This window comes from Mixta calida, assembly GCF_002953215.1.
GTDB classification, from domain to species: Bacteria; Pseudomonadota; Gammaproteobacteria; order Enterobacterales; family Enterobacteriaceae; genus Mixta; species Mixta calida.
In genome coordinates, this window is the sequence record NZ_CP026378.1 from 4,185,733 (window position 1) to 4,198,901 (window position 13,169).

General features: G+C 54.0%; 7 protein-coding genes, 2 tRNA genes, 2 rRNA genes and 1 riboswitch. Of the genes, 2 read left to right on the forward strand and 9 right to left on the reverse strand.

Annotation, left to right across the window (positions count from 1 at the left end; genetic code table 11):
• Positions 1–87: 87 nt before the first annotated feature.
• The 6 genes from C2E16_RS19900 to btuB form a co-directional block, all read right to left on the reverse strand.
• Positions 88–2,992, reverse strand: a 23S ribosomal RNA gene (locus C2E16_RS19900).
• Between the two features lie 178 nt (positions 2,993–3,170).
• Positions 3,171–3,246, reverse strand: a tRNA-Ala gene (locus C2E16_RS19905).
• Positions 3,247–3,358: 112 nt separating this feature from the next.
• Positions 3,359–3,435 (reverse strand) — tRNA-Ile (locus tag C2E16_RS19910).
• A 73-nt stretch (positions 3,436–3,508) separates the two neighbouring features.
• A 16S ribosomal RNA gene (locus C2E16_RS19915) occupies positions 3,509–5,051 on the reverse strand.
• Together the 16S and 23S rRNA genes with 2 tRNA genes alongside form the textbook arrangement of a ribosomal RNA operon.
• Positions 5,052–5,377: 326 nt before the next feature.
• Positions 5,378–6,229, reverse strand: a complete 852-nt coding sequence (gene murI, locus C2E16_RS19925; protein ID WP_038629016.1) for a glutamate racemase — start codon at positions 6,227–6,229, stop codon at positions 5,378–5,380.
• Positions 6,174–8,036, reverse strand: a complete 1,863-nt coding sequence (gene btuB / locus C2E16_RS19930; protein ID WP_038630176.1) for a TonB-dependent vitamin B12 receptor BtuB — start codon at positions 8,034–8,036, stop codon at positions 6,174–6,176. Before btuB ends, murI begins: the two co-directional genes overlap by 56 nt.
• Before the next feature lie 70 nt (positions 8,037–8,106).
• Positions 8,107–8,289, reverse strand: a riboswitch (cobalamin riboswitch).
• 122 nt (positions 8,290–8,411) lie between these two features.
• On the opposite strand from btuB, the gene trmA reads away from it, so the two are divergent.
• Positions 8,412–9,512 (forward strand): tRNA (uridine(54)-C5)-methyltransferase TrmA, encoded by a 1,101-nt coding sequence (gene trmA / locus C2E16_RS19935; protein WP_038629018.1) that lies wholly within the window; start codon positions 8,412–8,414, stop codon positions 9,510–9,512.
• A 101-nt stretch (positions 9,513–9,613) separates the two neighbouring features.
• On the opposite strand, the gene C2E16_RS19940 is transcribed toward trmA, so the two are convergent.
• Both C2E16_RS19940 and fabR read right to left on the reverse strand, forming a co-directional pair.
• Positions 9,614–9,961, reverse strand: a complete 348-nt coding sequence (locus tag C2E16_RS19940) for a YijD family membrane protein (RefSeq protein ID WP_038629020.1) — start codon at positions 9,959–9,961, stop codon at positions 9,614–9,616.
• A 17-nt stretch (positions 9,962–9,978) separates the two neighbouring features.
• Complete coding sequence (gene fabR, locus C2E16_RS19945; RefSeq protein ID WP_038629022.1) at positions 9,979–10,620, reverse strand: HTH-type transcriptional repressor FabR; 642 nt, start codon at positions 10,618–10,620, stop codon at positions 9,979–9,981.
• A gap of 193 nt (positions 10,621–10,813) precedes the next feature.
• On the opposite strand from fabR, the gene sthA reads away from it, so the two are divergent.
• On the forward strand, positions 10,814–12,214 hold the full coding sequence (sthA, locus tag C2E16_RS19950) for a Si-specific NAD(P)(+) transhydrogenase (RefSeq protein ID WP_084969907.1): 1,401 nt from the start codon (positions 10,814–10,816) through the stop codon (positions 12,212–12,214).
• Here sthA and oxyR read toward each other — a convergent pair.
• Positions 12,197–13,114, reverse strand: coding sequence for a DNA-binding transcriptional regulator OxyR (gene oxyR / locus C2E16_RS19955; RefSeq protein WP_038629026.1), 918 nt, complete (start codon positions 13,112–13,114; stop codon positions 12,197–12,199). The two genes, sthA and oxyR, sit on opposite strands and share 18 nt — an antisense overlap.
• Positions 13,115–13,169 lie beyond the last annotated feature (55 nt).

Genomic DNA, 13,169 nt, shown 5'->3' on the forward strand with positions numbered 1-13,169 from the left:
GCAACATCTTTCGTTTCCGCAGATTTCTTTTATCCGGTAAACAATGCTGAAAATCGTCTCTCATCCCCAAAACGCCTGTGGCGTTGTAAGGTTAAGCCTCACGGGTCATTAGTACCGGTTAGCTCAACGCATCGCTGCGCTTACACACCCGGCCTATCAACGTCGTCGTCTTCAACGTCCCTTCAGGAGACTCACGGTCTCAGGGAAGACTCATCTCGAGGCAAGTTTCGTGCTTAGATGCTTTCAGCACTTATCTCTTCCGCACTTAGCTACCGGGCAGTGCCATTGGCATGACAACCCGAACACCAGCGGTGCGTTCACTCCGGTCCTCTCGTACTAGGAGCAACCCCTCTCAGTCTTCCAGCGCCCACGGCAGATAGGGACCGAACTGTCTCACGACGTTCTAAACCCAGCTCGCGTACCACTTTAAATGGCGAACAGCCATACCCTTGGGACCTACTTCAGCCCCAGGATGTGATGAGCCGACATCGAGGTGCCAAACACCGCCGTCGATATGAACTCTTGGGCGGTATCAGCCTGTTATCCCCGGAGTACCTTTTATCCGTTGAGCGATGGCCCTTCCATTCAGAACCACCGGATCACTATGACCTGCTTTCGCACCTGCTCGAACCGTCACTCTCGCAGTCAAGCCAGCTTATGCCATTGCACTAACCTCACGATGTCCGACCGTGATTAGCTGACCTTCGTACTCCTCCGTTACACTTTGGGAGGAGACCGCCCCAGTCAAACTACCCACCAGACACTGTCCCCACGCCAGATTATGGCGCCAGGTTAGAACATCAAACATTAAAGGGTGGTATTTCAAGGATGGCTCCACGCAGACTGGCGTCCACGCTTCAAAGCCTCCCACCTATCCTGCACATCAAGGCTCAATGTTCAGTGTCAAGCTGTAGTAAAGGTTCACGGGGTCTTTCCGTCTTGCCGCGGGTACACTGCATCTTCACAGCGAGTTCAATTTCACTGAGTCTCGGGTGGAGACAGCCTGGCCATCATTACGCCATTCGTGCAGGTCGGAACTTACCCGACAAGGAATTTCGCTACCTTAGGACCGTTATAGTTACGGCCGCCGTTTACCGGGGCTTCGATCAGGAGCTTCTCTTGCGATAACCCCATCAATTAACCTTCCGGCACCGGGCAGGCGTCACACCGTATACGTCCACTTTCGTGTTTGCACAGTGCTGTGTTTTTAATAAACAGTTGCAGCCAGCTGGTATCTTCGACTGGCTTCGGCTCGGGGAGCGGGTCCCTCCACCTACATGCCAGCGTGCCTTCTCCCGAAGTTACGGCACCATTTTGCCTAGTTCCTTCACCCGAGTTCTCTCAAGCGCCTTGGTATTCTCTACCTGACCACCTGTGTCGGTTTGGGGTACGATTCACTGTTACCTGATGCTTAGAGGCTTTTCCTGGAAGCAGGGCATTTGTTGCTTCAGCACCGTGGTGCCTCGTCGTCACGCCTCAGCCTTGACCTTCCGGATTTGCCTGGAAAGTCAGCCTACACGCTTAAACCGGGACAACCGTCGCCCGGCCAACATAGCCTTCTCCGTCCCCCCTTCGCAGTAACACCGAGTACGGGAATATTAACCCGTTTCCCATCGACTACGCCTTTCGGCCTCGCCTTAGGGGTCGACTCACCCTGCCCCGATTAACGTTGGACAGGAACCCTTGGTCTTCCGGCGAGCGGGCTTTTCACCCGCTTTATCGTTACTTATGTCAGCATTCGCACTTCTGATACCTCCAGCATGCCTCACAGCACACCTTCGCAGGCTTACAGAACGCTCCCCTACCCAACAACGCATTCGCGTCGCTGCCGCAGCTTCGGTGCATGGTTTAGCCCCGTTACATCTTCCGCGCAGGCCGACTCGACCAGTGAGCTATTACGCTTTCTTTAAATGATGGCTGCTTCTAAGCCAACATCCTGGCTGTCTGGGCCTTCCCACATCGTTTCCCACTTAACCATGACTTTGGGACCTTAGCTGGCGGTCTGGGTTGTTTCCCTCTTCACGACGGACGTTAGCACCCGCCGTGTGTCTCCCGTGATAACATTCTCCGGTATTCGCAGTTTGCATCGGGTTGGTAAGCCGGGATGGCCCCCTAGCCGAAACAGTGCTCTACCCCCGGAGATGAATTCACGAGGCGCTACCTAAATAGCTTTCGGGGAGAACCAGCTATCTCCCGGTTTGATTGGCCTTTCACCCCAGCCACAGGTCATCCGCTAATTTTTCAACATTAGTCGGTTCGGTCCTCCAGTTAGTGTTACCCAACCTTCAACCTGCCCATGGCTAGATCACCGGGTTTCGGGTCTATACCCTGCAACTGAGCGCCCGGTTAAGACTCGGTTTCCCTGCGGCTCCCCTATACGGTTAACCTTGCTACAGAATATAAGTCGCTGACCCATTATACAAAAGGTACGCAGTCACCCTCATAAATGAAGGCTCCCACTGCTTGTACGTACACGGTTTCAGGTTCTTTTTCACTCCCCTCGCCGGGGTTCTTTTCGCCTTTCCCTCACGGTACTGGTTCACTATCGGTCAGTCAGGAGTATTTAGCCTTGGAGGATGGTCCCCCATATTCAGACAGGATACCACGTGTCCCGCCCTACTCATCGAGCTCACAGCACATGCATCTTCGTGTACGGGACTGTCACCCTGTACCGTGCGCCTTTCCAGACGCTTCCACTGACACACATGCTGATTCAGGCTCTGGGCTGTTCCCCGTTCGCTCGCCGCTACTCAGGGAATCTCGGTTGATTTCTTTTCCTCGGGGTACTTAGATGTTTCAGTTCCCCCGGTTCGCCTCGTTAAGCTATGTATTCACTTAACGATAGTGTGACGAATCACACTGGGTTTCCCCATTCGGACATCGCCGGCTGATAGCGGTTCATATCACCTCACCGGCGCTTTTCGCAGATTAGCACGTCCTTCATCGCCTCTGACTGCCAGGGCATCCACCGTGTACGCTTGGTCGCTTAACCTCACAACCCGCAGGCGTCTTGCGACACCGCATGGTGCGAGAAATTGAGAGACTCTGAACAGTTCTTTATACAAGAAGCTGCTCTTTCAAATTTTCAGCTTGTTCCGGATTGTTAAAGAGCAAATACTGCACAATACATTCGTGAATGTATTCTGGAGTGGTCATCAACCTGACGTTGATGGTGGAGCTAAGCGGGATCGAACCGCTGACCTCCTGCGTGCAAAGCAGGCGCTCTCCCAGCTGAGCTATAGCCCCAGATATACTGTAAAATCACCGTTAACCTTTAATTCCGTTCAGGACAAGGCATGGTTTCGCGAAGCATAGTAAACTATGCAAGCCGGAACCATAACGCCGTACTGGAAGGAATTGGTAGGCCTGAGTGGACTTGAACCACCGACCTCACCCTTATCAGGGGTGCGCTCTAACCACCTGAGCTACAAGCCTGCCGGGATTTTACTGCTCGTTAATTTCTATCAGACAATCTGTGTGAGCACTGCACGGGAAGGTATCAGCTTGGTAAGGAGGTGATCCAACCGCAGGTTCCCCTACGGTTACCTTGTTACGACTTCACCCCAGTCATGAATCACAAAGTGGTAAGCGCCCTCCCGAAGGTTAAGCTACCTACTTCTTTTGCAACCCACTCCCATGGTGTGACGGGCGGTGTGTACAAGGCCCGGGAACGTATTCACCGTGGCATTCTGATCCACGATTACTAGCGATTCCGACTTCATGGAGTCGAGTTGCAGACTCCAATCCGGACTACGACGCACTTTATGAGGTCCGCTTGCTCTCGCGAGGTCGCTTCTCTTTGTATGCGCCATTGTAGCACGTGTGTAGCCCTGGTCGTAAGGGCCATGATGACTTGACGTCATCCCCACCTTCCTCCGGTTTATCACCGGCAGTCTCCTTTGAGTTCCCGCCATCACGCGCTGGCAACAAAGGATAAGGGTTGCGCTCGTTGCGGGACTTAACCCAACATTTCACAACACGAGCTGACGACAGCCATGCAGCACCTGTCTCACGGTTCCCGAAGGCACTAGGGCATCTCTGCCGAATTCCGTGGATGTCAAGACCAGGTAAGGTTCTTCGCGTTGCATCGAATTAAACCACATGCTCCACCGCTTGTGCGGGCCCCCGTCAATTCATTTGAGTTTTAACCTTGCGGCCGTACTCCCCAGGCGGTCGACTTAACGCGTTAGCTCCGGAAGCCACTTCTCAAGGAAACAGCCTCCAAGTCGACATCGTTTACGGCGTGGACTACCAGGGTATCTAATCCTGTTTGCTCCCCACGCTTTCGCACCTGAGCGTCAGTCTTCGTCCAGGGGGCCGCCTTCGCCACCGGTATTCCTCCAGATCTCTACGCATTTCACCGCTACACCTGGAATTCTACCCCCCTCTACGAGACTCAAGCCTGCCAGTTTCAAATGCAGTTCCCAGGTTAAGCCCGGGGATTTCACATCTGACTTAACAGACCGCCTGCGTGCGCTTTACGCCCAGTAATTCCGATTAACGCTTGCACCCTCCGTATTACCGCGGCTGCTGGCACGGAGTTAGCCGGTGCTTCTTCTGCGGGTAACGTCAATGACGGCGCGTATTAAGCACCATCCCTTCCTCCCCGCTGAAAGTACTTTACAACCCGAAGGCCTTCTTCATACACGCGGCATGGCTGCATCAGGCTTGCGCCCATTGTGCAATATTCCCCACTGCTGCCTCCCGTAGGAGTCTGGACCGTGTCTCAGTTCCAGTGTGGCTGGTCATCCTCTCAGACCAGCTAGGGATCGTCGCCTAGGTGAGCCGTTACCCCACCTACTAGCTAATCCCATCTGGGTTCATCCGATGGTGTGAGGCCCGAAGGTCCCCCACTTTGGTCTTGCGACGTTATGCGGTATTAGCCACCGTTTCCAGTGGTTATCCCCCTCCATCGGGCAGATCCCCAGACATTACTCACCCGTCCGCCACTCGTCAGCGAAGCAGCAAGCTGCTTCCTGTTACCGTTCGACTTGCATGTGTTAGGCCTGCCGCCAGCGTTCAATCTGAGCCATGATCAAACTCTTCAATTAAAGTCTGATGCTCAAAGAAAAACGTCGTAATGAATTACGTGTTCACTCTGAGACTTGATACTGCAAATGTGTTTTGCGATACCCGTCCTGTGAGTGCCCACACAGATTGTCTGATAAATTGTTAAAGAGCGGCGCCACATTCTCAGTGGCGCGGGCTGCGTATACTACGCTTTCCCGCTGAAGAGTCAAGAATTTATTTTCTTTTCCCTTCCTGACAAGGCCGACTAAGAAGCCGTTGTTCCGTGTCAGTGGAGGCGCATTATAGGGAGTTCTTTTCGGCTGACAAGTACTAATTTCAAAAAATAAATCAGATGTCGATTTTTTCGTCAAACCGTTAGTTTTTCCAGCTTTTCAAAGCCGTAACGCTGTAAAACGGGCATTAATTGCACAGCGTCCGGCGTCATTTCCATGCAAAACGCGACATTACTCTCTTTAGAGCGTGCGTCCGGAGCTTCATGTTCCAGCAGCCAAACGGTGCGACGCGCGATTGCCGCTCCAGAATCAATCATTCGGGTGCCTTCAGGCAATACCGCCTGCAGCTCGTCAGCCAGCAGCGGGAAATGGGTACAGCCCAGTACGACCGTATCCGGCGGCTCTGCCATCCGCAGCCAGGGCTGCAGGATGCGACGCACGGCATCAAGTGAAACCTGATGACCATGTAACTTCATTTCGGCTAATTCTACCAGCTCGCCTGAACCTAACATTTCGGTCTTACATTCACTGGCGAATTGCGCCACCAGCTCCTGAGTATAAGAACGACGCACCGTCGCCCGCGTCGCCAGAAGACCAACGACGCCATTACGCGTCAGTCTGGCGGCTGGCTTAATCGCCGGCACAACGCCGACAACGGGAAAACCAAAGCGCGCGCGCAGCGCAGGTAAAGAAACAGTGCTGGCGGTATTACAGGCAATCACCACCATAGATAAAGGATAACGACGCGTTACCGCTTCAACGATAGCGACCACGCGCTCAACGATGAACGCTTCCGTCTTTTCGCCATACGGAAAGGCGACGTTATCGAAAGCGTAAAGATAATGAAGATTCGGCAGCAGCTGCCGAATCTCATCATAGACAGAGAGCCCGCCCACGCCGGAATCAAATACCAGCACGGTGGGTCGTAATTCAGAAGCTGTAAGTTCCGCTGAGGTAGTACTCACGTCCTGCGGTTGGGTAGCCATACGCTGTCTCGTAATCTTTATCGAACAGGTTGGCAATTCTACCACGAACCGTCAGGTGAGAGGTGACAGGATAAGAGGCTGAAAGATCCACCAGGCTATAGCTCGGCATACGTCGCTGCTCGCTGGCGAATTGGTTGGTATTGTTGTAATACCCTTTTCCATAATATTGCCAGGCCACATCCATATCAAACCCGAACATCGCCCAGTCCAGCTGATATTTGAACTGTTGACGTGAGCTATGCGCCAGAACTTCATTATCGCTGTCACGACGCGGATCGATATAGCTTAGGGTAACGCGATGCGAAAAGATGCCGGTATCCATGCTGCCGGTCCATTCTACGCCACGGATTGTTGCCGATTGTATATTGTAATAAGCGCCCTGGAACGTGCTGCCGTTATAGAAATAATCAATCAGGTTATCGATTTTGTTCTGATAGGCTGAGAGCCGCCAGTCAACGGGGCCAGTAAGCCCTTCAAGACCTACTTCCCACTGCTTCGACTTTTCCGCTTTCAAATCGGGCGAAGCGACAATATATAGCCGTTGCTGACCATACATTTGCCCTAGCGTTGGCGCCTGAAAAGCCGTCGCATAGGAGAGCGTAGCGCGGTAGCCCGGCGTAAACGTCCAGCCGACGGCAGTCTGCCAGGTCGTATTCCAGCCGAACTGATTGTTATCGTCGCCGCGTAATGCTGCTTCTAGCGTCACGTCATTAAACGCTTGCTGGCCCGTCAGGTAATAACCGGTATTGATACGCTTATAACGATCGGAGGCGTAGTCGTCATGCGAGACCAGCCGTTGCTCCTGTCGATCGATCCCGGCGCTGACCATACCGCGGCCAATGCGGTAACTATTGCCCCATTGCAGGTTGCGCTGCTCCATATCATCCAGCGACGTGCCGCGCTGATAGCGTCCCTGCGTGCTGGCATAGTTATAGTCTTTATATTTTTGCAGGCTCAGTGTGAGCTGCGAGGTGTAATCGCCTTGGGTAAAAGAGAGGCCGCTTTCCCAGGTATGATTGTAAAGCTGGCGGATATCGCCGCCGTCGGGATAATTCGCGTCATATTCGCTTTTATTATCATAGCCGTAACCACGAATAAAGCCTGAAAAGGCATCGCTAAAGCGATGATCGACACCGGCCCAAAATGTTTTACTGCGGAAGCCGTCACGGTCGCTATCCACCACATATGTAGATTGCGGCTGTACGTTAAAGCCTTTCGTATCCTGAAAAGCGCCCGCTACGGTCAAAAGCGTATCTTTTCCTAACGTCTGACGCAGCGCGCCGTCATATTGCTGATAATGGTTAGAACCTACGCCAACCTGAAGCTGGCTTACCGGTTGCTCCGCCTGGGTGATAATGTTGATTACCCCGCCGATAGCGTCAGCGCCATAAACCGCTGAGCGCGCACCCCGGATAAACTCAATGCGCTGCACAAGCGAAATCGGGATCTGATTGTAGTCAGCAATTCCGGTAATACCCGGCTTTGCCAGCGGGATGCCGTCAATCAGCACCAATGTATGGCGCGCCTCGGTACCGCGGACATAGAGGGAATTTACCTGCCCCATTCCGCCGTTTTGCGCAATGTCGACACCTGGCAGACGACGCAACGCGTCCGTTAGCGTTTTTGCTTGCCAGCGATCAATATCAGCTCGCGTAACAATATCAACCGGGGCCAGCACGCTGGATACAGGCTGTTGGGTTCGGTTTGCGGTAACGGTCAGTTCTTCATTATCCGCCGCAGCGCCGGGCTGCGCCCAAAGGGAAATCGCCGTGACGGCCAGCGCCAACGGCGTTTTTTTCATTATCATCATTATCAAAGCATCCGAAAGATCGATCGGGATGCCGCAGGCGTACGGCCAATAGCTCGCGATAGCCGTAAAGTGCGACGTATTGCCGGCAGGTCTTCGGGCTTGGAATCGATAATATGGCGATGACTTCCCATCAGATGACAGTGTCTGCTATTCGCAATCGCCACGACATTCCTTACCGCTGCGCGTCAGCTCCAGATTTACACTGGATTCCCTATTAACTCGGCGGGAGACCGGCCCGCACAGTCTACAATCGCCCTTTTCGGAAGTCCAGACTTCCAGGTTGCTATAATGTGCAGGGAATGACAGAGCTGGACATCCCGTATTGAATCCCTACAATCGCCCGGCAAGTTTGCCATTCAATCAGGAAAAGCCATGACGCCCGAAAAACTGCCCGTCGAACATTATGAAACCCAGCTCGCGGAAAAAGTGACGCGCCTGCAACAGCTGATGGCGCCCTTCTCCGCGCCGGAAATCGAGGTGTTTCGCTCGCCGGTCAGTCACTATCGTATGCGCGCGGAATTCCGCATCTGGCACGATGGCGACGATCTCTACCACATCATTTTCGATCAGCAGACGCGCCAGCGCATCCGTGTCGATCAATTCCCCGCCGCCAGCGAATTGATCAATCAGATGATGCCGCTGATGATCGCCGCGATCCGCAATCACGCGGCGTTGCGACGCAAGCTTTTCCAGATTGATTATCTTTCGACGATGAGCAATCAGATCGTTATCTCCCTGCTTTATCACCGCAAGCTTGATGAAGCGTGGCAGCAGGCGGCGGAAGCGCTGCGCGATGCCCTGCGGGCGCAGGGTTTCGATGTTCAGCTGATTGGCCGCGCCACCAAAACAAAAATCTGCCTCGATCGGGATTACGTCGATGAACGCCTGCCGGTTGCCGGGCGAGAGATGATCTATCGCCAGATTGAAAACAGCTTTACCCAGCCTAACGCGGCAATGAATATTCAGATGCTGGAATGGGCGCTGGACGTAACGAAGAACGCACAGGGCGATCTGCTGGAGCTTTACTGCGGCAACGGCAATTTTTCGCTGGCGCTGGCGCGTAATTTCCGCCGCGTGTTGGCGACGGAGATCGCCAAGCCTTCGGTCGCCGCCGCGCAATACAACATTGCGGCAAACCAGATTGATAACGTGCAAATAATTCGCATGGCGGCGGAAGAGTTTACGCAGGCGATGAATGGTGTACGCGCATTTAATCGCCTGGAGGGGATTGATTTACAGAGCTATCAGTGCGAGACCATTTTTGTCGATCCGCCGCGCAGCGGCCTCGATGAGGAGACGGTAAAACTGGTGCAGGGTTACCCACAGATCCTCTATATCTCCTGCAACCCGCAAACCCTGTGCGACAACCTCGCGACGCTGGCGCAGACTCATGCTGTAACGCGTCTGGCGCTGTTCGATCAGTTCCCGTATACCCATCATATGGAGTGCGGCGTTCTGCTGACGCGTCGCTAATAAGCGGTTTGAGGTCGGAGCCGCGGAATGAGCGGCGAAGCGGGGAAAGATCACGGCCTACTTCCCTGTAGGCCCGATAATTATGCGCTGACGGTCTGGTGTTAGCGCTTCCGACGCAGACGCGTGCCAATCCAGAAGATCAGCGCCACCATCAAGACCACCGGAAGAAAGTTAGAGCCGATTTCAGGATAGTCGGCGCGTACGATCGCGCTGTAGAGCAGGATACCGAGCAGGAAAAAGGCGGCGGCCAGCGAAGGCATGCCTTCCGGCATGGCGCGATTAAGATAACGCTGGTGCAGACACCAGGCCGCCAGCCCCAATGCAATTAGCGGGAAAATCGAAAACGGGACAAAAGCGTTGAAAAGCACGGAAAAAGAACCGTTGATCGCGAGGCCGGTAATAAACGCCAGCAGTAAGGTTCCTTTATCGCGAGGGTTCTGATCTGTCATGTCATATCCTTTTTTATTTAATTAGGACTATCGAGCGTGACCGCTGTCCGCTCCTGCTCACGGCGATACCAATAGTAGGCGCCTTTGGAGATCATACGCAGCTGGAGCACCAGCCGCTCTTCCAGCTTCCGGCGCTGTTCCGCATCAACATCCAGCGCTTCTGCGCCCGCATTAAAAACAATGATGACCATCGCTTCCGCCTGCGCTTCGGTAAAACTGCGCGGCATACGGTTTTCCAGCTCCAGATAATCTGCCAGCTCAGCGATAAAATGCTGAATTTCGCGCGCGACGGCGGCGCGAAAAGCGGCGGAGGTACCCGATCTTTCACGTAACAACAGACGGAAGGCGTTGGGATTGCTTTCAATAAATTCCATAAAGGTGGAGACGGAGGTTTTGATAACGCTGCCGCCTTTGGCGATGCGCTGGCGCGCCTGACGCATAAGCTGCCTTAACATCAGGCCGCTTTCATCCACCATGGTTAATCCCAGCTCATCCACATCGCGGAAATGGCGGTAAAAGGAGGTCGGGGCAATACCGGCTTCACGGGCAACTTCCCGTAAACTCAGACTGGCAAAACTGCGCTCGGCACTTAACTGACTAAATGCCGCCTCAATAAGCGAACGTCGTGTACGTTCTTTTTGCTGTGCTCTGACGCCCATTTTTCTGCCTGTTAGCTTCCCGAAGGCCCACTATAACAAATATTTCAGCGTACAGTCCGTCAAAGTTTGTGAACGGCTGTTAACCTCACGCTTTAGCAAATTGAGGCTAAAATCACACGAAGAATTGGGATGTCCGCGTCGGGATGTTAGAATCTCGTTGCTAAAATGTATATAAAATAAAGGAAGTGCCGGTATGCAACATGCTTACGATTACGATGTTATTGTGATTGGCTCCGGCCCTGGCGGTGAAGGCGCCGCAATGGGCCTGGTGAAACAGGGCGCCCGTATCGCCGTTATTGAGCGCTATCACAATATAGGCGGCGGCTGTACCCACTGGGGGACCATTCCTTCCAAAGCGTTACGCCACGCAGTAAGCCGCACCATCGAATTTAATCAAAACCCTTTATACAGCGACCACACCCGCCATCTTCGCTCTTCTTTCGCTGACATCCTGAATCATACGGAAAATGTGATTAACCAGCAGACGCGTATGCGTCAGGGCTTTTACGAGCGCAACCGCTGCGAACTGTTTCAGGGCGACGCTCGGTTTCTGGATGCCAATACTATCGGCCTGACGCACCCTGACGGCTCGGTTGAACGCCTGACGGCGGAGAAATTTGTTATCGCCTGCGGCTCGCGTCCTTACCATCCGGCGGACGTCGATTTCACCCACCCGCGCATTTATGATTCCGATTCCATCCTGAACCTTCATCACGAACCAGGTCATGTGATTATTTACGGCGCCGGCGTTATCGGCTGTGAATATGCTTCGATTTTCCGTGGTCTCAACGTTAAGGTGGACCTGATCAACACGCGCGATCGTCTGCTGGCGTTTCTCGATCAGGAGATGTCCGATGCGCTCTCTTACCACTTCTGGAACAGCGGCGTGGTGATTCGCCATAATGAAGAGTTCGAGAAGATCGAAGGCGTCAGCGACGGCGTTATCATTCACCTGAAATCGGGCAAGAAAGTGAAGGCGGACTGCCTGCTTTATGCCAACGGCCGCACGGGCAACACCGATTCGCTCTCGCTGGAAAATGTGGGTCTGGAAGCGGATGGCCGCGGTCTGCTGAAAGTCAACAGTATGTATCAGACGGCGCAGCCGCATATCTATGCGGTAGGCGACGTTATCGGCTACCCAAGCCTGGCGTCAGCCGCCTACGATCAGGGCCGCATCGCCGCGCAGGCGGTGATGAAAGGCGAAGCGACCGCGCATCTGATTGAGGATATTCCCACCGGTATTTACACCATCCCGGAAATCAGCTCGGTCGGAAAGACGGAACAACAGCTAACGGCGATGAAAGTGCCGTATGAGGTAGGTCGGGCGCAATTTAAACATCTGGCACGCGCGCAGATCGTCGGCATGAACGTGGGCAGTCTGAAAATCCTGTTCCACCGCGATACTAAAGAAATTCTCGGCATCCACTGCTTCGGCGAACGTGCGGCGGAGATTATTCATATCGGTCAGGCGATTATGGAGCAAAAAAATGGTGGCAACACGATTGAGTACTTCGTGAATACCACCTTTAACTATCCCACGATGGCGGAAGCGTATCGCGTTGCCGCCCTGAACGGATTAAACCGCCTGTTTTAGCGTGGTTTCCATCTGACCTTGCATGTGGCTACGGATAGCCTCGGCCAGCTGCTCATAGCGGCTGCGCAGAGGCGATCCCGGCCGGTAAACCAGCGCGATAGTGCGCTGCGGCACCGGCTTGTAACAGGAGAGATAGGTAATGCCGTCGCGCGTGCGCTCCTGCGGCACCGCCAACGCCGGCAGCAGCGTAATGCCGCTCCCCGCCGCCACCATATTGCGCAGCGTCTCAAGGCTGGTCGCGCGGAAATGGGTATCTTCATCAGCGCCGGCCTGGAAACAGAAGCCCATCGCCTGATCGCGCAGGCAATGTCCATCCTCCAGCATCAGTAATTTCTCGCCAGCCAGATCGGACATCGGCACGCGATCGCGGTCTTTCCACGGATGATCCTGCCAGACCGCCAGCTTCATCGGCTCATCGAACAGCGGAACTTCAATAAAGGCTTCGCTCTCTTTCACCAGCGCCAGAATCGCGCAGTCGAGTTTGCCGCTGTCCAACTGGTTCAGCAGCTGCTGCGTTTGCGCTTCATGAAGATACATTTCCAGCTTAGGGAAGCTTTGGTGCAGCATCGGGATGATATGCGGCAGCAGGTAAGGCCCTACCGTCGGGATCAGACCAATATGCAGCGGGCCGGACATCGCCTCGCCCTGCTGGCTGGCCATCTCCTTCAGCACCTTCACTTCGCGCAATACGGTGCGCGCCTGATCGACCAGCAACAGACCGGCCTGCGTGAACAGCACTTTGCGGCTGGTGCGTTCCAGCAGCATAACGCCCAGTTCATCTTCAAGTTTACGGATCTGTCCGCTCAGCGTGGGCTGGCTGACATGACAGGCATCGGCGGCACGCCGAAAATGACGATGTTCAGCGAGGGAAACCAGGTATTCAAGATCACGAATATTCATTTTATCCTCCGAGCCACGATAGCCCGTGGCAATGAATAGAATAGCAATGAACGAT

What these genes read in the sequence shown, in the direction of transcription:
- fabR (WP_038629022.1), bottom strand. Translation starts at nt 10,620, where the DNA reads ATGGGCGTCAGAGCACAGCAAAAAGAACGTACACGACGTTCGCTTATT.
- sthA (WP_084969907.1), top strand. Translation starts at nt 10,814, where the DNA reads ATGCAACATGCTTACGATTACGATGTTATTGTGATTGGCTCCGGCCCT.
- trmA (WP_038629018.1), top strand. Translation starts at nt 8,412, where the DNA reads ATGACGCCCGAAAAACTGCCCGTCGAACATTATGAAACCCAGCTCGCG.
- murI (WP_038629016.1), bottom strand. Translation starts at nt 6,229, where the DNA reads ATGGCTACCCAACCGCAGGACGTGAGTACTACCTCAGCGGAACTTACA.
- btuB (WP_038630176.1), bottom strand. Translation starts at nt 8,036, where the DNA reads ATGATAATGAAAAAAACGCCGTTGGCGCTGGCCGTCACGGCGATTTCC.
- oxyR (WP_038629026.1), bottom strand. Translation starts at nt 13,114, where the DNA reads ATGAATATTCGTGATCTTGAATACCTGGTTTCCCTCGCTGAACATCGT.
- C2E16_RS19940 (WP_038629020.1), bottom strand. Translation starts at nt 9,961, where the DNA reads ATGACAGATCAGAACCCTCGCGATAAAGGAACCTTACTGCTGGCGTTT.